The sequence below is a fragment of the Citrobacter sp. wls711 genome (genome assembly GCF_005281055.1).
GTDB classification, from domain to species: domain Bacteria; phylum Pseudomonadota; class Gammaproteobacteria; order Enterobacterales; family Enterobacteriaceae; genus Citrobacter; species Citrobacter gillenii.
In genome coordinates this window covers 74,412-95,627 of the sequence record NZ_SZXC01000060.1, presented here as the reverse complement: position 1 = coordinate 95,627, position 21,216 = coordinate 74,412, and the positions used below count along the sequence as shown (strand labels likewise).

Sequence of the window (21,216 nt, the reverse complement as noted above, 5' to 3'; positions counted from 1 at the left end):
TGTTCAGGGGCCGAATGAATAGCTTATTGCAAATCCGCATCATCAAAACTAAATCCGGTGTCCGGCATAATCCAGAATCCGGTCAACTTGGTACTGTGCGCAGAGATTAGTTTCTCCACCACCAGCGGGATCCACGGCGACTCTTTCCAGATGATATCCTGTGCATCTTTGTACAATCGCGCTTTTTCGCTCGGATCGTTCGTTTGCAGCGCCGCGGCTAAATCGCTGTCCACCTGCTTGTTACTGTAAAACGCCGTATTAAACAACGTTGGCGGCCAGTTTTGCGAAGCAAATAGCGGTGATAATGCCCAGTCAGCTTCGCCCGTCGACGCCGACCAGCCGGTGTAGAACATCCGTACCCCGCTCTCTTTCTGCGCCTTACCTTCAACTTCTGCCGCCCGCTGTCCGGCATCCATCGCCGTCACCTGCGCCTTCACGCCGACCTGCGCTAACTGCTGCTGGGTAAATTGCAGCACTTTCTGCGCGGTGCTGTGATTATGCGATGACCACAGCGTGGTGGTAAAGCCGTTGGGATAACCCGCCTCTTTCAGCAACTCACGGGCTTTCGCCGGATCGTAAGGCCACGGCGTATAGCTTTGCGCGTAGGCTATCGCGGGCGGCAGCACGCCGGTCGCCGGTGTGGCGTAACCGGCAAATGCCACTTTTACCAACGCCTGGCGGTTAATGGCATAGTTCAGCGCCTCACGCACCTTCGGATTATCAAACGGTTTTTGCGTCACGTTCATGCTGATATAACGCTGCATGATCGACGGACTGGCAACCAGTTCCAGGTTTTTGTTCTTCGCCAGTAATGCGGCCTGCTCGTAAGGGATCGGGAAGGCAAATTGTGCCTCGCCGGTCTGCAACATCGCCGCACGGGTGTTATTGTCGGTCACCGGACGCCAGGTAATCGTATCAAGCTTCGGCAGGCCCTGCTGCCAGTAACCAGCGAACTTTTTCACCTTCACAAAATCGGTCTGATTCCAGGTTTCAAGCTGATAAGGCCCGGTACCCACCGGATGGAAGCCGATATCTTTACCGTATTTCTTCAGCGCCGCCGGCGATATCATTGCCGTTGCCGGGTGCGCCAGGATATTAATAAACGCCGAAAACGGCTGTTTCAGCGTGATCTTCACCGTCGTCGCATCAACGGCCTCGGTGTTAGCGATATTTTTATACAGGTTATAGCGTTTAAGATGATTTTCCGGATTGCTGGCTCGCTCAAGGTTAGCTTTCACCGCCTCGGCATTGAAATCGGTGCCATCCTGAAACTTCACCCCCTGCCGCAGTTTGACGGTATAGGTTAAGCCGTCATCGGAAACGGTATAGCTTTCTGCCAGCACATTTTTCAGCTTCATCTCTTTATCAAGACCGAACAGCCCTTGATAAAACGACTTCGCCACCGCCTGCGACAGCGTGTCATTCGCGTCATAGGGGTCGAGCGTAGTAAAATTAGATCCTACCGCCACCACCACGTCTTTAGCCGACCAGGCAGGGGACGCAGCCAGTGCAGAGGCAACCCCCAGCGCAACCAGCCATTTACGAGCAACAATTTGTCTCATGTTATTCTCCTGAACCCTGCCTGTTATAGACGCGAAAGCGCATTTTCCACCTGCGGACGCGCAACATAATGCCCTGGCCCCACTAACTGGAGTGACACCGGGGAAATCTCTTCTCCGCGTTTGCGGATATTGCTGGGGATATCATCCGACAGCAGCACCCGCTGCGGCCGCTGATGAGAGGGATCGGCAACCGGAACCGCCGCCATTAATTTGCGGGTATACGGATGCTGCGGATTTTCAAACACCGCCCGACGGGGACCAATCTCGACAATCTGCCCCAGGTACATCACCGCCACACGGTGGCTGATACGTTCGACCACCGCCATATCGTGAGAAATAAACAGGTAGGCGATGCCCATTTCCCGCTGGAGATCGAGCAACAAATTAATAATCTGCCCACGAATCGAGACATCCAGCGCCGAAACTGATTCATCGGCAATGATCACTTTTGGATTGAGCGCCAGCGCCCGGGCAATACAGATACGCTGACGTTGGCCACCGGAAAACTCGTGCGGATAGCGCCAGGCGTGTTCGGGGAGTAGCCCCACCCGCTCCAGCAGCCAGGCGACCCGTTTTGCCGCGGCGTCCCCTTGCAGTAGCCCATGCACCCGCAGCGGCTCGAGAATGGAATAACCTACCGTCTGACGCGGGTCGAGCGACGCATAGGGATCCTGGAAAATAAACTGAATATCCCGACGGAGCGGCTGAAGCTTGCTGCTGGCCAGCGTGTCTATCCGCTGACCGTTAAAGGTGATCTCCCCGTGCTGAGACTCCACGAGTCGCAACAACGCCCGTCCGGTAGTAGATTTACCACAGCCGGACTCCCCGACCAGCGAGAGCGTTTCGCCTGGCCACAGATCAAAACTGACGTTTTCCACCGCGTGCACCTCGCGGGTCACGCGATTGAGAATGCCGCTGCGCAGCGGGAAACGCGTCACCAGATTACGCACCTGCAGGATCGGCTCGCCCGCCACCACCGTGTCCTGTTCAGTCTGCGGTTCACGGTGGTCAGGGTCCTGCAGCGAAATCAACGGGAAACGGCGCGGCAGTTCATATCCGCTCATGGCCCCGAGCTGCGGCACGGCAGCCAGCAGCGCTTTGGTATAGGGATGTTGCGGGGCGTGAAAAATCTGTTCCACGCTGCCCGTTTCTACAGCTTCACCCTGATACATCACCAGGACGCGGTCGGCAATATCGGCAACCACGCCCATATCGTGGGTGATAAAAATCACCCCCATGGCCATGTCCTGCTGTAATACTTTAATCAGCTGCAGGATCTGCGCCTGAATGGTGACATCCAGCGCGGTGGTCGGCTCATCGGCAATCAATACCGCCGGACGGCACGACAGCGCCATCGCAATCATGACCCGCTGGCGCATACCGCCAGAAAGCTGATGCGGAAAGCGCGATAAAATGGCCCTCGACTCCGGTATCCGCACCTGGTCGAGCATCCGTTTGGCCTCTTCCATCGCCGCCTCACGGCTAGCCCCCTGATGCAAACGAATCGACTCGGCTATCTGCTCGCCGACGGTGAACACCGGATTGAGCGACGTCATCGGCTCCTGGAAGATCATCGCGATATCCGCCCCGCGCACATGACGCATCTGCGACGCGCTCTGTTCGCCCAGTTCAATCACCTGCCGGTTGCGTCGCCGAAGCAACATCTCATCGCAGCTCACCTCTCCGCCCGCCTGTTCAATCAGGCGCATCAGTGACAGCGCGGTGACCGACTTTCCTGAACCGGACTCGCCAACAATCGCCAACGTTTCCCCACGCTTGAGGCGAAATGACAAATTGCGTACCGCACTGACCCGCTTCTGCTCCTGCGCAAACGCAATGTTCAGATTGCTAACCGCCAGTACATCGTTGGCGTCAAGCTCATCACTGTGTGGCAACGGTATCTCCTTTCTCCCGGTAAATACCGGTGGTTGGCGTATCGCCAGCGTATCCCCAGGCACGGTACATGCCTTCACTGTTAAACGGTAAGGCCACGTTACCTTCATGATCGACGGCAATAAGCCCGCCGCTACCGCCGAGCGCCGGTAATTTTTCCATGACTACGCGTTCGCAGGCCTCTGACAAGCTCAGCCCGCCATAATCCATCAGCGCGGCAATGTCATATGCTGCCAGCGCGCGTATAAACACTTCCCCGGTTCCGGTACACGAGACCGCCACGCTGGCATTATTGGCATAACAACCGGCACCCACTAACGGGCTATCCCCGACGCGCCCCGGCAGTTTGTTGGTCATGCCACCGGTCGAGGTCGCCGCCGCCAGATTACCGTACTTATCCAGCGCCACCGCGCCAACGGTGCCCATTTTGCTGCCCTCATCCAGCGGCGTACCGCCGTGATCGAGCACCGTTTCCCCCGCTGTACGTGCGGCCAGTAGCTGAGCATACCGCTCTGGCGTCGAGAAAATATCCGCACTCACGCGATCCATGCCCTGCGCATGGGCAAAATTCTCTGCCCCTTCGCCTATCATCATAACGTGCGGGCTTTTTTCCAGCACCAGACGGGCCGCGAGGATCGGGTTACGCAGGTGGCTGACGCCAGCAACGGCGCCCGCCTGCAGCGTATTTCCGTCCATCACACAGGCATCCAGCTCATGGGTTTCATCACGGGTAAATACGGCGCCGATTCCGGCATTAAACAGAGGACACTCTTCCAGTAAGCGTACGGCTTCAGTCACCACATCCAGCGCGGTTTGGCCCGCCTCCAGCATTCGTTGCCCTACTTCAACGATATCTGACAATGCCTGTATATAACGCAATTCCTGCTCCTGACTCAGCTGCGCGCGGGTGATTGCGCCAGCGCCGCCGTGAATTGCAATGACTGCTTTGCCCATTTTTATCGTCCATTTAGGTGGCAGGAAACGTGGTTATAAATAGCAGAATTTCGGTGAGTTATTGATTCGATTTTCGAATATAGAAAGATGCAGACGTCATGTAAAGATAAAGGCCTGCACCTAAGACTGAGGTGGCATACTGTCTGCGTCTGTTTTCTGACATAATGACCGGATTCGATTTTGCCTCGCAGGAGTCTTCTCATGGAATTTACCGCCGGACTGATGCCGCTCGAAACGGCACTCTCACAAATGCTGTCGTCGATTACCCCACTCACCGCCGTTGAAACACTGCCACTGGTGGAATGCTTTGGTCGCGTGCTGGCAACCGACGTCGTCTCACCGATTGATGTGCCGGGATTCGATAACTCGGCAATGGACGGCTACGCGGTGCGTTTAGCGGATTTGCAATCCGGTCTGCCGCTTGCTGTCGCAGGTAAAGCCTTTGCCGGTCAGCCTTTTCATGGGGAATGGCCTGCGGGAACCTGCATCCGCATTATGACCGGCGCACCGGTGCCCGCCGGCTGCGAAGCCGTGGTGATGCAGGAACAAACAGAACACACTGATGACGGTATTCGTTTTACCGCAGAAGTTCGCGCCGGACAAAATATTCGTCTGTGCGGTGAAGATATTGCTCACGGCGCGGTGGTGTTTGCCGCAGGAACGCGTCTGACAACCGCTGAGCTCCCGGTGCTGGCCTCGCTCGGCGTTGCCGATGTGCAGGTTGTGCGTAAAGTACGCGTGGCGCTGTTTTCCACCGGTGATGAGCTACAGCTGCCAGGCCAACCGCTGAGTGACGGTCAGATTTATGACACCAACCGACTGGCTGTTCACCTGATGTTGCAACAACTGGGCTGTGAGGTCATCAACTTAGGTATTATCCGCGACGATCCTCACGCCCTGCGCGCGGCGTTTATCGAAGCCGACAGTCAGGCCGATGTGGTGATAAGCTCCGGCGGCGTGTCGGTTGGGGAAGCGGACTACACCAAAACCATTCTCGAAGAACTCGGCGAAATTGCCTTCTGGAAACTGGCGATTAAACCAGGTAAACCGTTCGCTTTCGGTAAACTGAACAACAGCTGGTTTTGTGGCCTGCCGGGTAACCCGGTCTCTGCGGCCCTCACCTTCTATCAGCTGGTGCAACCGTTGCTGGCAAAACTAAGCGGCAACACCGCCAGCGGGTTACCCCCGCGCCAGCGCGTACGGACCGCATCACGGCTGAAGAAAACGCCAGGCCGTCTGGATTTCCAGCGCGGCATATTACAGCGTACAGCAAACGGCGAACTGGAGGTCACTACCACCGGTCATCAGGGCTCGCATATTTTCAGCTCTTTTAGCCTTGGCAACTGCTTTATCGTTCTGGAACGCGATCGCGGCAACGTTGAAGCCGGAGAATGGGTAGACGTCGAGCCCTTTAACGCGCTGTTTGGAGGCCTGTAATGGCAGAACTCAGCGACCAGGAGATGCTGCGTTATAACCGGCAAATCATCCTGCGCGGCTTCGACTTTGACGGTCAGGAAGCGTTAAAAGAAGCGCGGGTGCTGGTCGTAGGACTCGGAGGACTTGGCTGCGCCGCCACTCAGTATCTGGCGGGCGCAGGCATCGGGCATTTAACCCTGCTCGACTTTGATACCGTGTCGGTTTCCAATCTTCAGCGCCAGACGTTGCATAGCGACGCGACCGTCGGGCAGCCAAAAGTGGAATCGGCACGCGATGCGCTGGCGCGGATTAATCCACATATCACCCTCACACCGGTGAATGCGCTGCTTGACGATGCTGCGATGCATGCGTTGGTTGTAGAGCATGACCTGGTGCTGGATTGCACCGATAACGTCGCCGTGCGCAATCAGCTGAACGCCGCCTGCTTTACGGCAAAAGTGCCACTGGTGTCCGGTGCGGCCATTCGTATGGAAGGACAAATCACCGTCTTTACGTATCAGGAGGGTGAAGCCTGCTACCGCTGTTTGAGCCGCCTGTTCGGTGAAAACGCCTTAACCTGCGTGGAGGCCGGCGTGATGTCACCGCTGATTGGCGTGATCGGGTCGCTGCAAGCGATGGAAGCTATCAAGTTACTGGCAAACTTCGGTAAACCGGCAAGCGGTAAAATCGTGATGTACGATGCGATGACCTGCCAGTTCCGGGAGATGAAGCTGATGCGCAACCCGGGGTGTGAGGTTTGTAGTCGGTAAAAAAGTCGGGTGGCAGCTTCGCCTTACCCGACCTACAACGGCTCGAACGTAGGCCGGGTAAGCGTTAGCGCCACCCGGCAACAGCATCAGATCGACGTACGTCCAAATGCACTCTGCCAGTCGTGCGCAAATTTCGCCATGGCGGCATCCACGGCCGGGGAGCTAATTAGCTGTTGCGCCACATCCAACGGCAGCGTAATGGCTTCACAGCCAGCTAACAGGCAGTCCAGCGCCTGACGAGGGGTTTTAAAACTGGCAGCCAGTACTTTGGCGTGCGGCGCGTGCATTTTCAGTAAGTTCTGTAAATCAACCACAGTCTGAATACCATCCCCGCCCTGCGCATCCACACGGTTAACATACGGCGCAATGTATTCGGCCCCTGCCAGCGCTGCTAACAGCCCCTGTGCTGCACTGTAAACCGCGGTGCCCAGCGTTGGGATCCCCTCTTTCTTCAGCAGCTTAATCGCCGCCAGCCCTTCTGCGGTCACCGGTACCTTCACCACGATATCGGGAATCATTGCCCGCAGTTTATGCGCGTCGCTGACCATGCCCTCAGCGGTCGTTGCCATCACCTGAGCAAACAAACGCCCCTGCCCGCCAGTCGCGTCATGCAATTCCGGGAGTAATACCTCCAGCGCCTTTTTACCTGCCGCCACAATACTCGGGTTTGTGGTGACACCTGCCAGCGGAAAAATACGCGCCAGGGTTTTCACCGCATCCACATCAGACGTATCTAAATAGAGTTCCATAACCGTTCCTCAAAACTGATCGTTAGCATGAATCAACGGTAGCACGACGAAACCGCGCGGTTAGTTGACCCACGTCAATATAACTTTCATTCGAAAGTAATTTAATCTTTATACGAAAGAAGAGAGGCCGCTTATGATTTTCAATATCCAGCGCTATTCCACCCACGATGGTCCCGGTATCCGCACGGTAGTCTTCCTTAAGGGATGCTCTCTGGGTTGTCGCTGGTGTCAGAACCCGGAGAGTCGTGCCCGTACGCAGGATCTGCTGTATGACGCGCGTCTGTGTCTGGAGGGCTGTGACCTGTGTGTTCAGGCTGCGCCTGACGTCATTCAGCGCGCCCTCAACGGCCTGCTTATTCATCGTGAAAAATTGACCGATAAGTCGCTCACCGCACTGACCCACTGCTGCCCGACCCAGGCGCTTACCGTCTGCGGTGAAGTAAAAAGCGTAGAGGAGATAATGTCCACCGTGCTGCGAGATAAACCCTTCTACGATCGCAGCGGTGGTGGGGTAACGCTCTCCGGCGGTGAGCCATTTATGCAGCCGGAGCTGGCTGCGGCGTTGTTCAAAGCCAGCCATGAGGCGGGTATTCATACTGCGGTCGAAACCTGCCTGCACGTACCGTGGAAGTACATTGAACCTTCATTAGCGTACATCGATCTGTTTCTTGCCGATTTAAAACACATCGCCGATGCGCCGTTTAAGCAGTGGACTGACGGCAACGCCGCTCGCGTGCTGGAGAATCTGAAAAAACTGGCCGCTGCCGGAAAAAAAATGATTATTCGCGTGCCGCTGATTCAGGGCTTCAATGCCAACGAAGAAGCCATTAAAGCCATTACCGATTTTGCCGCCGATGAACTTCACGTCGGTGAGATTCATTTTTTGCCCTACCACACTTTGGGCATCAACAAATACCACTTACTCAGCCAACCCTACAACGCCCCGGACAAACCGCTGGATGCGCCTGCACTGCTCGAATTTGCCCAGCAGTATGCCAGCCATAAAGGTTTAACCGCGACCCTACGAGGATAATCGCCATGACCACACTGAAACTGGATACACTCAGCGACCGCATCAACGCACACAAAACAGCCCTGATCCACATTGTGAAGCCGCCGGTGTGTACCGAGCGCGCCCAGCACTATACCGAGATGTATCAGCAGCATCTGGACAAACCGATCCCGGTACGCCGCGCGCTGGCGCTGGCGCATCATCTGGCGGAACGGACTATCTGGATCAAACATGACGAGTTGATTATCGGTAATCAGGCAAGCGAAGTCCGCGCCGCACCAATCTTCCCGGAATACACCGTATCGTGGATTGAAAAAGAGATCGACGATTTGGCCGACCGACCAGGAGCCGGCTTTGCGGTCAGCGAAGAGAACAAGCGCGTACTGCATGAAATCTGCCCGTGGTGGCGCGGTCAGACCGTACAGGATCGCTGCTACGGCATGTTTACCGACGAACAAAAAGGCCTGCTGGAAACCGGCATCATCAAAGCCGAAGGCAACATGACTTCCGGCGATGCGCACCTGGCGGTGAACTTCCCGCTACTGCTGGAAAAAGGCCTTGATGGTCTGCGTCATAAAGTCGACGAGCGTCGTTCGCGCATTAACCTGACCTGCCTGGACGATCTCCATGGCGATCAGTTCCTGAAAGCCATTGATATCGTACTGGATGCCGTCAGCCTGCATATCGAACGTTTCGCCAGCCTGGCACGTAAAATGGCAGCAACTGAAACCCGTGAAAGCCGTCGCGATGAGCTGCTGGCAATGGCAGAAAACTGCGATGTCATCGCCCACGAACCGCCAAAAACCTTCTGGCAGGCACTGCAACTGTGCTATTTCATCCAGCTTATCCTGCAAATCGAATCGAACGGTCACTCGGTGTCGTTTGGCCGCATGGACCAGTATCTCTACCCGTTCTATCGTCGCGACGTGGAGCTGAACCAGACGCTGGACCGCGAGCACGCCATTGAGCTGCTGCACAGCTGCTGGTTGAAGCTGCTGGAAGTGAACAAAATCCGCTCCGGCTCCCACTCGAAGGCATCCGCGGGCAGCCCGCTGTATCAAAACGTCACTATCGGTGGTCAGAATCTGGTCAACGGCCAGCCAATGGATGCGGTCAATCCGCTCTCCTATGCCATTCTGGAGTCCTGCGGTCGTCTGCGTTCAACCCAGCCGAACCTCAGCGTGCGTTATCACGCCGGGATGAGTAACGATTTCCTTGATGCCTGCGTGCAGGTCATCCGCTGCGGCTTTGGCATGCCGGCGTTTAACAACGATGAAATTGTTATCCCGGAATTCATTAAGCTGGGTATTGAGCCGCAGGATGCCTACGACTATGCAGCCATTGGCTGCATCGAAACCGCCGTGGGCGGGAAATGGGGTTACCGCTGCACCGGCATGAGCTTTATTAACTTTGCCCGTGTGATGCTGGCCGCGCTGGAAGGTGGTCGCGATGCCACCAGCGGTAAGGTGTTCCTGCCGCAGGAAAAGGCGCTCTCTGCGGGTAACTTCCACAACTTCGACGAGGTGATGACCGCCTGGGATACTCAGATCCGCTACTACACGCGTAAATCCATCGAGATTGAGTATGTGGTTGATACCATGCTGGAAGAAAACGTCCACGACATCCTGTGCTCTGCGCTGGTGGATGATTGCATTGAGCGGGCGAAGAGCATTAAACAGGGCGGCGCAAAATATGACTGGGTATCCGGTTTGCAGGTCGGGATTGCTAACCTTGGCAACAGTCTGGCTGCCGTGAAAAAGCTGGTCTTCGATCAGGGTGTTATCGGTCAGCAGCAGCTGGCGGCAGCCCTGGCAGATGACTTTGCAGGCCTCACGCATGAACAATTACGCCAGCGTCTGATCAACGGCGCACCGAAGTACGGTAACGATGATGACAGCGTCGACACCCTGCTGGCCCGCGCTTACCAGACCTATATCGACGAACTGAAGCAATATCATAATCCGCGTTACGGTCGCGGTCCGATCGGTGGTAACTATTACGCCGGAACCTCCTCCATCTCGGCAAACGTACCGTTTGGCGCGGCAACAATGGCAACGCCGGATGGCCGTAAAGCGCATACCCCACTGGCAGAAGGCGCCAGCCCGGCCTCCGGAACCGACCATCTCGGTCCAACGGCGGTGATTGGCTCAGTGGGCAAGTTGCCGACCGGCGCGATCCTCGGCGGGGTGCTGTTAAACCAGAAGCTGAATCCGGCTACACTGGAAAATGAGTCCGATAAGCAGAAGTTAATGATCCTGCTGCGTACCTTCTTTGAAGAGCACAAAGGCTGGCATATTCAGTACAACATCGTCTCTCGTGAAACGCTGCTGGAAGCGAAAAAACACCCAGATCAGTACCGTGACCTGGTGGTGCGTGTAGCTGGCTACTCCGCCTTCTTCACTGCCCTGTCTCCGGATGCGCAGGACGATATCATCGCCCGTACAGAGCATATGCTGTAATTTCCCGTAGGCCGGATAAGACGTTTTCGCGTCGCTATCCGGCAGCGATACCGCCTCAATGCCGGATGGCGCTGACGCTTATCCGGCCTACAACTGTGCTGTAATAGACGATGGGGAAACTTTCATTCGAAATTAAATTTGTGCTACAGGTCACATTGTTATTAGAATGTTTCTGGTTGCAGTGAAAGCCAGGAGCATATATGACCATCAACGTTATCGTCACCGACATGGACGGCACTTTTCTCGACGATGCCAAGCAGTACGATCGCCAGCGATTTATGGCGCAGTATCAGCAATTGAAAAAACGAGATATTGAATTTGTCGTGGCCAGCGGCAACCAGTATTACCAGTTGATCTCCTTTTTCCCTGAACTCAAAGACGAAATCTCTTTTGTCGCAGAGAACGGCGCGCTGGTGTATGAACACGGCAAACAACTTTTTCATGGTGAGCTTACCCGCCAGGAATCCCGTATTGTCATCGGCGAGTTATTGAAGGATAAGCAGCTGAATTTTGTCGCCTGCGGACTGCAAAGCGCCTACATCAGCGAAAATGCCCCGGAGGCGTTTGTGGCGCTGATGTCAAAACACTACCATCGCCTGAAACCGGTTAAGGATTTTCAGGACATCGAGGATGTGCTGTTCAAGTTCTCACTGAATTTACCTGATGGGCAAATCCCGTTGGTTATTGACCATTTGCATACAGCCCTCGACGGTATCATGAAGCCGGTGACCAGCGGATTTGGCTTTATCGATCTGATAATCCCAGGTTTACATAAAGCCAACGGTATCAGCCGCCTGCTTAAACGCTGGAACCTGTCACCGCAGAATGTAGTTGCCATTGGTGATAGCGGCAACGATGCGGAAATGCTGAAAATGGCACACTATTCCTTTGCCATGGCTAATGCCGCCGACAGCATTAAAGCAATTGCCCGCTACCAGACCGATGACAACAATCATCAGGGCGCACTGAACGTGATTCAGGCCGTACTCGACAACACCTCACCGTTTAACGGCTGACATAAACCCGGAGTCCGTACTCCGGGTTTTACATCCCCATCAGAAATCCTCCAGCTCAGCGCGAGCGTGGGCAGAAACAATGTATTGCCCGATAAGCGTCAGCAGCGCTTGCGCATCCAGCTTAACCTTTCCATTTTCCTGCTGGCGTAACACATCGCCGGCCACCACGATTGCAACCGCATGTTTTTTCGGGTTAAAGCGAATAACCTGCATAAATCGTTTGGTGGTGAGAGTCGGTTGATAATCATCGTCCATGAAGAATTCAATCGTCATCGAACTGGAAATAATCGTCAGGTTATAGTCGGCAATATTTTTTAGCGGTAGCGGCTGAGGCAACCACGGGCTGGCGATCGCGTCCTGCGTCAGCACCAGCAGCGGCTGTCGCGTTCGTCGTAAGGTGATAATGCCCAACAGCCCAAAGGCAATTCCGCCGAAAGGAATCAACCCGCACCAAGGGCTGACCGTTTTGAACAGCAGCAAAGCTCCACCGCCCAACAGCATTACCAGGCCCGCAATTATCATATACCATGCCACTTTCGCACTCATCCACAGCGCCACCGAGCCTGTTGCCAGCCCGGCTTCGGCTTCAAGTGTCTGGCGATAGACCTTACGTTGCGCGGTGATTTTTGTCGACAGGGTGCGTGAAAGCGATAGGCTCAACACATCCGCATCGGCGAATAGACCACCGAAAAAAGCGTTATCACCTGCGGCAACCGGGCGTAAAGCCCGCGCCAGAAGTTCACTATCGAGCGGTACTGTCAGTGCCGCAATACGTTCACGCGTCGTCGGATGGCTATCCATTGGATGCGCTATTTCATTATCGAGACTGTTCTGCAGCGCAAACGGTCCGATTTTCTGTAACGCGACCAGCAGATCGACAAGCCAGTTGGTGCTGGTCACACGCCCATGCAAAAGCTCCCCCAGAAATCGGGAAACCGGAACATCCAGCACCGATATCCGCAGTAACGCCGACGCGAACGCCGCAGGAGAAGAAGCCTTTGCACCTGTCTCATCCGCCGCATATTCGCGGATCCTGGCCCAGTCACTGACCGCTTCATGGAAGGTCTGCAAAAACCATAGGCCCATATCCAGCGACGGGCGCAGTACGATGCGGTCAAGCCAGGAAAACCCCTGTGAGCTGTTCGCCATCTGTTCAAGACTGTTTTGCATCCCGGCATACAGAGGAACAAAACGCAGGCTGTATTGCGTATCCTCGCCGGTAAAATGTCCCAGCTCATGGCCAATCACCGCTGCCGCTTCCGCGTCATCCAGCAATGCCATATAGGTTAGCGGCAAGTAGAGCGTATTCCCCGTGAGTCGTTTGCCCTCTTCAATTTGTACGGTATTGGCGGTGACAAAGAAGCCGTCAAAAAATCCGACCACGATATTGTCGGGCACCGTCAACTCTGCACGCCGGGTGACGTCACGTATCCATTGCCAGAGCGCCGGGTTATTCGCGACGGTGACATTCACCCCGTAAATCTCAGTATCGTCAGGTTGAAAGAGAGCGAAACAGCGTCTGATGGAAGTCAGACTTTTTAATAGCATCCAGAGGATCGCGCCGACGGCGACCAGGATTACCGCCGCCAGTTTGAACCCACCTGCCCCGCCAAAATGCGACATCAGCCAGGTAACTTCCGATAACGCCAGACAAATCACCGCCAGTCCGCAGGTCACAATTTCAGCGGCCATCATAAAAGGCAACAGGCGACGGCAACGCGTAAATGTGCGAATCAAGGTGCTCTGAGAATGGCACGAAGCGCGGGCGCTGGTTGTACATAGCCCCACTGCCGCCCCCACAACAAGCAAAGCCGCACCACCAAGCGCTATCGCCAACATCGCCAGCGTCTGTCGGAGCAGCCCCTCAGCATCGCCTTCGAGAACATCAGCTACCCGCCAGTACTGCCATAGCGCACAACTAAGAATGCAGACTGGAACAGTGAAGAGATGAAGCGTGCCTTTTCTTTCCATTGAAAAATATCCTTTTATCAACCTGCACCGCCCTCTTAGTGCTGGCCTTTAGCGGGCAAAATCTCCCAGAGCAAAGAAGTATAGATAGTCCCACTTGTTGCCGGTTAACGTTTTTATCCACCAGCCCCCATTTTATCGATAGGTCAGCCCAACGCTCACTTACCCATCCGAGCGCCTTACTGATTTTTAAACTTGCATTAACTTACTTTTAACTTATATTATCATTTGCAAGTTAAATTAGTTTCGAATGAAAGTTCATGCGAGGTGGTTATGGCTCTTACTTTTACCAGCGACACGTTGCCTGCCGATCACAAAGCAGCAATCCGTCAGATGAAGCGGGAACTGCGGGCGCAGCTTGGCGACGTCCAGCAGATCTTCAGCCAGCTTAGCGAGACCATTGCCACTCGCGTGGCGGAGATCAACGCGCTTAAAGCCCAGAGTGACGCGGTCTGGCCGGTACTGCCATACGCCGATATTCAGGCGGGCATCGTCACCGCTGCGCAGCGAGAACAGATTAAACGTCGTGGATGTGCGGTCATTAAGGGCCATTTCCCCCGCGAGCAGGCGCTGGGTTGGGATCGCTCAATGCTCGATTATCTCGACCGCAATCGCTTTGACGAGGTCTACAAAGGACCGGGGGACAATTTTTTCGGCACCCTGAGTGCATCGCGTCCTGAAATCTTTCCGATCTACTGGTCACAGGCACAAATGCAGGCCCGCCAGAGTGAAGAGATGGCTAACGCACAGTCGTTTCTTAATCGCCTGTGGACTTTTGAAAACGAAGGTAAGCAGTGGTTTAACCCGGACGTCAGCGTGATCTATCCTGACCGTATTCGTCGCCGCCCGCCGGGAACCACCTCCAAAGGGCTCGGCGCACATACAGATTCCGGCGCACTGGAGCGCTGGTTGCTTCCGGCATATCAGCGCGTTTTTGCTTCTGTTTTTAACGGCAATCTGGACGATTACGATCCGTGGCAGGCGGCGCATCGCACTGACGTCGAAGAGTATACGGTCGATAACACCACCAAATGTTCGGTGTTTCGCACCTTCCAGGGCTGGACGGCGCTTTCCGATATGTTACCGGGCCAGGGGTTGCTACATGTGGTTCCCATTCCTGAAGCGATGGCCTATGTGCTGTTACGCCCACTGCTGGATGATGTTCCGGAAGATGAACTGTGCGGCGTCGCGCCAGGAAGAGTGCTGCCGGTTTCAGCGCAATGGCATCCCTTACTCATCGAGGCGTTAACCAGCATTCCGCAACTGGAAGCCGGCGATTCCGTATGGTGGCATTGTGATGTGATCCACGCCGTTGCGCCGGTGGAGAACCAACAAGGCTGGGGCAACGTGATGTATATTCCCGCCGCACCAATGTGCGAAAAAAATCTCGCCTATGCCCACAAGGTGAAGGCCGCGCTGGAGAAAGGTGCCTCGCCGGGGGATTTCCCGCGTGAAGACTATGAAACAAACTGGGAAGGACGCTTTACGCTGGAGGATTTGAATATCCACGGTAAGCGCGCGCTGGGGATGGAATAATCCTTCCCCTTTCAACGCCTTTAAAACAGTCCGGTTTTCTTCATTACGTGATAAAAACCGGATATTTTTTTATTCTACTGATACTGCCACCAGTTTCCATTTATCATTTTCTTTGAGCATAGTAACGTTAATCTCGCCGGATTCTCCATTTTTAAACACAACGCTTCCAGACAAAGAACCAACATCATTTTCTACGTTGAAACTATCAAAACTGTATTCACTAATATCATTAAAATGAATAGACTCGGTTAAAAGCTTAAAATCCTCACTGTCCATTTGTCTTTGCAGAGAAGAAGAGCTTGCCTGATAAGCCTGAGCATATTGTCCATCACGGAGCAAGTCTATCTCTGATCGCGCAGCATCCTTCAATTCACCCATCGAAGAAAAGAGGAAAGTCCCCAAGCCAATAAAAATAATCAGTGCGGCAATCACCGCTCCCGCAATAACAAATTTTCTTTTTTTCTTGTCTGCTAACAGACCACGAACCTGCCATCCCGCGTCACGAGCCATATCAAAAATAGGGTCGGTAATTTCCGTTGATGCAAATTTATAGCTGTCAATTTTACCGAAGCTACCGTCTTCTTTTTTACCCCAGGATCCCCCAGCAGAAAACTCTAGACGTTTCCCGATTTGGACAGATTTGCTCAATCTGAACCCACCCAAATCTGCATCCCACTCAACATCGGTAGTTTTTTCCCGATAGCTAATCTGATTTTTACTTTCATTGAAAAACAGTCTTAGCTCATATTGTTTTTGCAATCCGTATTGACTGAAATAATCTTTCCACTCAGCATCTACGATATTCCAGGATGCAACGATATCATCGCCATCTTCACATAAAATGAAAGGATGCTCGTTGTTGTTTAAACTCAGTAATTTTAATTTAAGATTGGTTAAAGAAAGCGGTTCCATCTGACTCATTTCCTTTCCTTGTGTAGGTAGTTATGGAAAGTATCTTAGCCACAATGGTGGCTAAGATTAATCAGCAGAACTTTTTTTCAGAAAAGTGCGGGGGTGGAATTATAAGTAAGTGACCGGGGTGAACAGGTGCAGCCAACACACCTGTAACACGAAAGACGACGGAAAAATTATTCGACGCCTTTGCTACGCAGATAGTCTTCGTAGTTACCGGTGAAGTCGATCACGCGTTCCGGCGTAATCTCAATCACGCGAGTGGCCAGCGAGCTGACGAATTCGCGGTCGTGAGAAACGAAGATCAGCGTGCCCTGATACATTTCCAGCGCCATGTTCAGCGATTCGATAGATTCCATATCCAGGTGGTTGGTAGGTTCATCCATCACCAGAATATTCGGTTTCTGCATCATCAGCTTACCGAACAGCATGCGCCCTTTTTCACCACCGGACAGCACTTTAGCAGGCTTTTTGATATCGTCCTGGCTGAACAGCAGACGACCAAGGAAGCTGCGAACAACTTGCTCGTCATCGCCTTCTTGTTTCCACTGGCTCATCCATTCGAAAACGGTCATATCGTTTTCGAACTCATATTCGTGATCCTGCGCGTAGTAGCCGATTTGCGCATTCTCAGACCACTTAACGGTGCCATTATCCGGCGCCATGTCGCCGACCAGCACTTTCAGCATGGTCGATTTACCCACGCCGTTAGCCCCGATGATGGCAACCTTCTCGCCCACTTCCAACAGCAGATTGAAGTGTTTAAACAGCGGGCCGTTATCAAAACCTTTGGTCAGTGCTTCGACTTCCAGCGCGTTACGGAACAGTTTCTTATCCTGTTCGAAACGGATAAACGGGTTCTGACGGCTGGACGCTTTCACTTCATCGAGCTTGATTTTATCAATCTGACGCGCACGAGAAGTCGCCTGACGAGATTTCGAGGCGTTGGCGCTAAAGCGGCTGACGAAGGATTGCAGATCGGCAATTTGCGCTTTTTTCTTGGCGTTATCGGCCAACAGACGCTCACGTGCCTGGGTTGCTGCCGTCATGTATTCATCATAGTTACCCGGATAAACACGCAGCTCGCCGTAGTCCAGATCCGCCATATGCGTACAGACCATGTTCAGGAAGTGACGGTCGTGCGAAATGATGATCATGGTGCTGTCACGCTCGTTCAGCGTCTGCTCCAGCCAACGAATGGTATCAATGTCCAGGTTGTTGGTCGGTTCATCGAGCAGCAGGATGTCCGGGTTAGAGAACAGCGCCTGCGCCAGCAGCACACGCAGCTTCCAGCCTGGTGCCACTTCGCTCATCGGGCCGTAATGTTGTTCTACCGGAATACCGACGCCCAGCAGCAGTTCACCGGCGCGAGACTCCGCCGAATAGCCGTCCATCTCGCCGTATTTAACTTCAAGATCGGCAACTTTGTAGCCGTCTTCTTCGCTCATTTCCGGCAGCGCATAGATACGGTCACGTTCCTGTTTCACTTCCCACAGTTCAGCGTGACCCATAATAACGGTGTCCAGAACGGTGAACTCTTCAAAAGCGAACTGATCCTGACGCAGCTTACCAATGCGTTCGTTCGGATCGAGGGAAACGTTACCCAGCGTCGGTTCGAGGTCGCCGCCGAGAATTTTCATAAAAGTGGATTTACCGCTACCGTTGGCGCCAATCAGGCCGTAACGGTTGCCGCCGCCAAATTTGACGGAAATATTTTCAAACAGCGGCTTACTGCCGAACTGCATGGTGACGTTGCTGGAAACTAACACTGGCGTATCCTGAAAGAAGAAATATGTGACGAACCGCTTATTATGCCATAAGTCTGGAATAAGATCGCGCCTCTCGTGCGTGAGGGTTAAAGTGAAAGCAAAGGGAAAAAAATGTGATTTAGTACACATCCGAATTCCTTGTTGCTCCGAATGCACATATAATGCGTGCCCAACACTACATAAATCTCAACCCACTAGCCTGCCTGGCACTGAATCTCGCATACATGAAGATGAATATGAAATTGACAACGCTTTTCGCGGCGGCACTCGCGGTAGTTGGTTTTTGCAACACTGCCTCAGCCGTCACGTATCCGCTGCCTACCGATGGTAGCCGTTTGATTGGCCAAAACCAGGTCATCACCATTCCTGAAGGCAATACCCAACCGCTGGAGTACTATGCGGCTGAATACCAGATGGGTCTGTCCAACATGCTGGAAGCCAACCCGGGCGTGGATACCTTCCTGCCGAAGGGCGGCACCGTGCTGAACATTCCTCAGCAGCTGATCCTGCCGGATACCGTGCATGAAGGTATTGTTATCAACAGTGCTGAAATGCGTCTGTACTACTACCCGAAAGGCACCAACACCGTGATCGTTTTACCGATTGGTATCGGCCAGTTAGGTAAAGACACGCCGGTTAACTGGACCACCAAAGTTGAGCGTAAGAAAGCCGGTCCGACCTGGACGCCAACCGCCAAGATGCACGCAGAATACCGCGCTGCGGGCGAACCGCTGCCAGCCGTTGTTCCGGCCGGTCCGGATAACCCGATGGGTCTGTACGCACTGTATATCGGTCGCCTGTATGCCATCCACGGGACCAACGCGAACTTCGGCGTCGGCTTACGCGTCAGCCACGGCTGCGTGCGTCTGCGTAATGAAGATATCAAGTTCCTGTTTGAAAACGTTCCAGTCGGCACGCGCGTCCAGTTTATCGATGAACCGGTAAAAGCGACGACCGAACCAGACGGCAGTCGCTACATTGAGGTGCATAACCCACTGTCTACTACCGAGGAACAGTTCGAAGGCGGGGAAATCGTACCGATTACTCTGAGCAAGAGCATTAAGAGCATCACCGCTCAGCCGGACGTCGACCAGGCGGTCGTTGAGCAGGCCGTCCAGAACCGTTCTGGTATGCCGGTTCGTCTGAACTAATCTGCTATACATGCCCGATGGCGCTACGCTTATCGGGCCTACCAACGCAGTAGGCCGGATCAGGCGCCAGCCGCCATCCGGCACACCACATCAATTACTACATCATCTGCAGCAAACCATATCCCACCAGCGCCGCCCAGATCAGCATCGGCACCGAATACCAATGAAAACGCCACCAGATACGGCGGTCGTTTGCCATGCGTAAGGCAATAAGGTTCGCCAGCGATCCCGGTAATAGTCCAAAACCACCAATATTGACCGCCCAAGCCAGCAATACCGTTGGCGGGACGTAGTTCAGCAGCAAAATAGTGCTGGGCACATTACTGATAAATTGCGACAGGCCGATTGCCGTCAACCATAGACCGGGTTGCGAAAGCGTACCAACGTGGCCCGAAATGCCCTCGAGTACAGGTAACTGTGTCAACAGATGCACATCGATAAACATCGCCATAAACACCAGCAGCAGCGTCCAGTCCACACTTAAAATCACACGGCGAGCCAGCACCATAAAGCCCGCAGCAACAATCCCCAGCCCCCAAAGCTCAAGCTTGAGTTCCAGCGCCGTTAAAAAGACCAGATACAATGCCAGGCAACTCCACACCAGTCGGGGTTGCCAGTCAGGTGCAGACGTGCCGGTATGATAGTGCAACGCTTTACGCGGAAAACTAAACCAGCACAGCGCCACCAGCGTTAGCATCATCGCACCGGCTAGCGGCGCCATTTGCCAGGTAAACGCGGTAAATGACAGCCCAGATCGCCCCCACATCAGGATGTTCTGCGGATTACCAATCGGCGTCAGCAGCGATCCAGCGTTGACCGCCAGTGCCTCAAAAATAATCAGACGATTCACCGGGATCGCGCACAGTTTTTTCAGGGTGATGGTGAGCGGAACCACAATAAACAGGGCAACATCGTTGGTCAGAAACGTCGACAGTAACGCCGCCGCCAGCACCATAAATATCGCCAGCTGACGTTCTGTTTTAAAGCGGCGGGTCATCTTGCGGCCTAGCACATCAAAATAACCGCTTAGCTCCACACCTTTGGTCAGAAGCATCAGCCCTGCGAGCGTAATAATCGTGTGCCAGTCAATGGCCCCCGGCCAGTTCCGGGGCGCAAACGGCGCGAACAGACTCAGTACACACCCGGTAATAATGAGTAGCTGGAAAAAACGATCGCGCTGCAATGCGCGTAATAAAGGAAAACTCATTCAGAGTCGGTGCCTTGCTGTTGGGTAAACCGGCTAAACGCCTCCAGCGTTTCCTTGCTCACGTGGTGTTCCATCCCTTCCGCATCGCGGCGGGCAATTTCCGGGCTGATGCCTAACATTAGCAAGAAATTTTCGACGATCTGATGACGTTCGCGACTCTCCTGCGCCAGCTTCTCGCCTTCAGCAGTTAAGAACACCCCGCGCCATGGGATCATTTCAATCAACCCCACAGAAGCAAGACGCTTGAGCATCTTAGCGACGGTGGGCTGGGAAACGCCAAGCCGGGCGGCCATATCCACCTGACGCGCTTCTCCCACCTCAATAATGAGATCGGAAATCAGCTCCACGTAATCATCGATCAGTTCACGTCGGTGTGCCTCCCTGACCTGACGAAACCCTTCAACATGTTCCTCAACATTCACCAATTGCGTCACTTTTTTTGTTGTTGGCATACCTGCGCGACGACTCATTCTGCTTCCTCGTTCCTGTGACGCGTTAACAGCATCTGATTAGAGAGCACTCATTGTAAACCAGAGTTGCGCAGGCACAAAAATTTAACGTTTTAGCAATAGCTATATAATATAGCCTGTGCTATATCTGTATATAATAAAGACATCCCTCAAGGACTGATGGGAATGTGAAGTCAGGAGGTTCATATGAATGAATTCAAGAGGTGTATGCGCGTGTTTAGTCACTCTCCCTTTAAAGTACGGTTAATGCTGATCGCGATGCTGTGCGACATGATCAACGGCAAACCGGAGCAGGATAAACCTTCCGGAAAATAATGCGGCGTCGCGGTACGCCGCTTCATTTTCCTGCCGTCTCGTCGATACGGTAGTCAG

At 53.8% G+C, this 21,216-nt stretch carries 17 protein-coding genes; 8 read left to right on the top strand and 9 right to left on the bottom strand.

Annotated features, from left to right (window positions below):
* Nucleotides 1-23 precede the first annotated feature (23 nt).
* The 3 genes from gsiB to iaaA are packed head-to-tail and all read right to left on the bottom strand — an operon-like array spanning nucleotide 24 to nucleotide 4,409.
* On the bottom strand, nucleotides 24-1,562 hold the full coding sequence (gene gsiB / locus FDW98_RS18425; RefSeq protein ID WP_096757733.1) for a glutathione ABC transporter substrate-binding protein GsiB: 1,539 nt from the start codon (nucleotides 1,560-1,562) through the stop codon (nucleotides 24-26).
* Nucleotides 1,563-1,585: 23 nt separating this feature from the next.
* The gene (gene gsiA, locus FDW98_RS18420) at nucleotides 1,586-3,457 is read right to left on the bottom strand and encodes a glutathione ABC transporter ATP-binding protein GsiA (RefSeq protein WP_096757734.1); all 1,872 of its coding nucleotides are present in this window, start codon (nucleotides 3,455-3,457) and stop codon (nucleotides 1,586-1,588) included.
* Complete coding sequence (gene iaaA, locus FDW98_RS18415) at nucleotides 3,444-4,409, bottom strand: beta-aspartyl-peptidase (RefSeq protein WP_096757735.1); 966 nt, start codon at nucleotides 4,407-4,409, stop codon at nucleotides 3,444-3,446. The genes gsiA and iaaA overlap by 14 nt, the downstream gene beginning before the upstream one ends.
* A 201-nt stretch (nucleotides 4,410-4,610) precedes the next feature.
* On the opposite strand from iaaA, the gene moeA reads away from it, so the two are divergent.
* Together moeA and moeB are read left to right on the top strand one after the other, a co-directional pair.
* Nucleotides 4,611-5,846 carry a molybdopterin molybdotransferase MoeA gene (moeA, locus tag FDW98_RS18410; RefSeq protein ID WP_096757737.1) on the top strand — a complete coding sequence of 412 codons (1,236 nt, stop codon included), beginning with the start codon at nucleotides 4,611-4,613 and terminating at the stop codon, nucleotides 5,844-5,846.
* Nucleotides 5,846-6,595: a molybdopterin-synthase adenylyltransferase MoeB gene (moeB, locus tag FDW98_RS18405; RefSeq protein ID WP_096757738.1), complete on the top strand. Its 750-nt coding sequence runs from the start codon at nucleotides 5,846-5,848 to the stop codon at nucleotides 6,593-6,595. Before moeA ends, moeB begins: the two co-directional genes overlap by 1 nt.
* Before the next feature lie 86 nt (nucleotides 6,596-6,681).
* On the opposite strand, the gene fsa is transcribed toward moeB, so the two are convergent.
* Nucleotides 6,682-7,344: a fructose-6-phosphate aldolase gene (gene fsa / locus FDW98_RS18400; protein WP_096757739.1), complete on the bottom strand. Its 663-nt coding sequence runs from the start codon at nucleotides 7,342-7,344 to the stop codon at nucleotides 6,682-6,684.
* A 133-nt stretch (nucleotides 7,345-7,477) separates the two neighbouring features.
* On the opposite strand from fsa, the gene FDW98_RS18395 reads away from it, so the two are divergent.
* The 3 genes from FDW98_RS18395 (at nucleotide 7,478) to FDW98_RS18385 (ending at nucleotide 11,831) form a co-directional block, all read left to right on the top strand.
* Nucleotides 7,478-8,377: a glycyl-radical enzyme activating protein gene (locus tag FDW98_RS18395; RefSeq protein ID WP_096757740.1), complete on the top strand. Its 900-nt coding sequence runs from the start codon at nucleotides 7,478-7,480 to the stop codon at nucleotides 8,375-8,377.
* Between the two features lie 5 nt (nucleotides 8,378-8,382).
* A complete protein-coding gene (locus FDW98_RS18390) occupies nucleotides 8,383-10,815 on the top strand; it encodes a formate C-acetyltransferase/glycerol dehydratase family glycyl radical enzyme (RefSeq protein ID WP_115258980.1) in 2,433 nt (810 codons plus the stop codon).
* A 200-nt stretch (nucleotides 10,816-11,015) separates the two neighbouring features.
* Nucleotides 11,016-11,831, top strand: coding sequence for a Cof-type HAD-IIB family hydrolase (locus tag FDW98_RS18385; protein ID WP_096757742.1), 816 nt, complete (start codon nucleotides 11,016-11,018; stop codon nucleotides 11,829-11,831).
* A 39-nt stretch (nucleotides 11,832-11,870) separates the two neighbouring features.
* Here the strand turns inward: FDW98_RS18385 and FDW98_RS18380 are convergent, their stop codons facing one another.
* A complete protein-coding gene (locus tag FDW98_RS18380) occupies nucleotides 11,871-13,802 on the bottom strand; it encodes a M48 family metalloprotease (RefSeq protein WP_096757743.1) in 1,932 nt (643 codons plus the stop codon).
* 270 nt (nucleotides 13,803-14,072) lie between these two features.
* On the opposite strand from FDW98_RS18380, the gene FDW98_RS18375 reads away from it, so the two are divergent.
* Nucleotides 14,073-15,335 carry a DUF1479 domain-containing protein gene (locus tag FDW98_RS18375; RefSeq protein ID WP_096757744.1) on the top strand — a complete coding sequence of 421 codons (1,263 nt, stop codon included), beginning with the start codon at nucleotides 14,073-14,075 and terminating at the stop codon, nucleotides 15,333-15,335.
* A 69-nt stretch (nucleotides 15,336-15,404) separates the two neighbouring features.
* On the opposite strand, the gene FDW98_RS18370 is transcribed toward FDW98_RS18375, so the two are convergent.
* Both FDW98_RS18370 and FDW98_RS18365 read right to left on the bottom strand, forming a co-directional pair.
* On the bottom strand, nucleotides 15,405-16,256 hold the full coding sequence (locus FDW98_RS18370; RefSeq protein WP_226794579.1) for a hypothetical protein: 852 nt from the start codon (nucleotides 16,254-16,256) through the stop codon (nucleotides 15,405-15,407).
* Nucleotides 16,257-16,423: 167 nt separating this feature from the next.
* Nucleotides 16,424-18,016, bottom strand: a complete 1,593-nt coding sequence (locus tag FDW98_RS18365; protein ID WP_096757745.1) for an ABC-F family ATPase — start codon at nucleotides 18,014-18,016, stop codon at nucleotides 16,424-16,426.
* A 230-nt stretch (nucleotides 18,017-18,246) separates the two neighbouring features.
* Here FDW98_RS18365 and ldtB point away from each other — a divergent pair, with 230 nt between their 5' ends.
* A complete protein-coding gene (gene ldtB, locus FDW98_RS18360) occupies nucleotides 18,247-19,167 on the top strand; it encodes a L,D-transpeptidase (protein ID WP_096759443.1) in 921 nt (306 codons plus the stop codon).
* Nucleotides 19,168-19,264: 97 nt separating this feature from the next.
* On the opposite strand, the gene FDW98_RS18355 is transcribed toward ldtB, so the two are convergent.
* Together FDW98_RS18355 and mntR are read right to left on the bottom strand one after the other, a co-directional pair.
* A complete protein-coding gene (locus FDW98_RS18355; protein WP_096757746.1) occupies nucleotides 19,265-20,374 on the bottom strand; it encodes an anion transporter in 1,110 nt (369 codons plus the stop codon).
* Nucleotides 20,371-20,844 carry a manganese-binding transcriptional regulator MntR gene (gene mntR, locus FDW98_RS18350; RefSeq protein ID WP_096757747.1) on the bottom strand — a complete coding sequence of 158 codons (474 nt, stop codon included), beginning with the start codon at nucleotides 20,842-20,844 and terminating at the stop codon, nucleotides 20,371-20,373. The genes FDW98_RS18355 and mntR overlap by 4 nt, the downstream gene beginning before the upstream one ends.
* Before the next feature lie 186 nt (nucleotides 20,845-21,030).
* Between mntR and mntS the strand changes: the two genes are divergently transcribed.
* Complete coding sequence (gene mntS / locus FDW98_RS18345; RefSeq protein ID WP_096757748.1) at nucleotides 21,031-21,159, top strand: manganase accumulation protein MntS; 129 nt, start codon at nucleotides 21,031-21,033, stop codon at nucleotides 21,157-21,159.
* The last annotated feature ends 57 nt before the right edge of the window (nucleotides 21,160-21,216 follow it).

What these genes read in the sequence shown, in the direction of transcription:
- gsiB (WP_096757733.1), bottom strand. Translation starts at nt 1,562, where the DNA reads ATGAGACAAATTGTTGCTCGTAAATGGCTGGTTGCGCTGGGGGTTGCC.
- iaaA (WP_096757735.1), bottom strand. Translation starts at nt 4,409, where the DNA reads ATGGGCAAAGCAGTCATTGCAATTCACGGCGGCGCTGGCGCAATCACC.
- moeA (WP_096757737.1), top strand. Translation starts at nt 4,611, where the DNA reads ATGGAATTTACCGCCGGACTGATGCCGCTCGAAACGGCACTCTCACAA.
- moeB (WP_096757738.1), top strand. Translation starts at nt 5,846, where the DNA reads ATGGCAGAACTCAGCGACCAGGAGATGCTGCGTTATAACCGGCAAATC.
- fsa (WP_096757739.1), bottom strand. Translation starts at nt 7,344, where the DNA reads ATGGAACTCTATTTAGATACGTCTGATGTGGATGCGGTGAAAACCCTG.
- FDW98_RS18395 (WP_096757740.1), top strand. Translation starts at nt 7,478, where the DNA reads ATGATTTTCAATATCCAGCGCTATTCCACCCACGATGGTCCCGGTATC.
- FDW98_RS18390 (WP_115258980.1), top strand. Translation starts at nt 8,383, where the DNA reads ATGACCACACTGAAACTGGATACACTCAGCGACCGCATCAACGCACAC.
- FDW98_RS18385 (WP_096757742.1), top strand. Translation starts at nt 11,016, where the DNA reads ATGACCATCAACGTTATCGTCACCGACATGGACGGCACTTTTCTCGAC.
- FDW98_RS18380 (WP_096757743.1), bottom strand. Translation starts at nt 13,802, where the DNA reads ATGGAAAGAAAAGGCACGCTTCATCTCTTCACTGTTCCAGTCTGCATT.
- FDW98_RS18375 (WP_096757744.1), top strand. Translation starts at nt 14,073, where the DNA reads ATGGCTCTTACTTTTACCAGCGACACGTTGCCTGCCGATCACAAAGCA.
- FDW98_RS18370 (WP_226794579.1), bottom strand. Translation starts at nt 16,256, where the DNA reads ATGAGTCAGATGGAACCGCTTTCTTTAACCAATCTTAAATTAAAATTA.
- ldtB (WP_096759443.1), top strand. Translation starts at nt 18,247, where the DNA reads ATGAATATGAAATTGACAACGCTTTTCGCGGCGGCACTCGCGGTAGTT.
- FDW98_RS18355 (WP_096757746.1), bottom strand. Translation starts at nt 20,374, where the DNA reads ATGAGTTTTCCTTTATTACGCGCATTGCAGCGCGATCGTTTTTTCCAG.
- mntR (WP_096757747.1), bottom strand. Translation starts at nt 20,844, where the DNA reads ATGAGTCGTCGCGCAGGTATGCCAACAACAAAAAAAGTGACGCAATTG.
- mntS (WP_096757748.1), top strand. Translation starts at nt 21,031, where the DNA reads ATGAATGAATTCAAGAGGTGTATGCGCGTGTTTAGTCACTCTCCCTTT.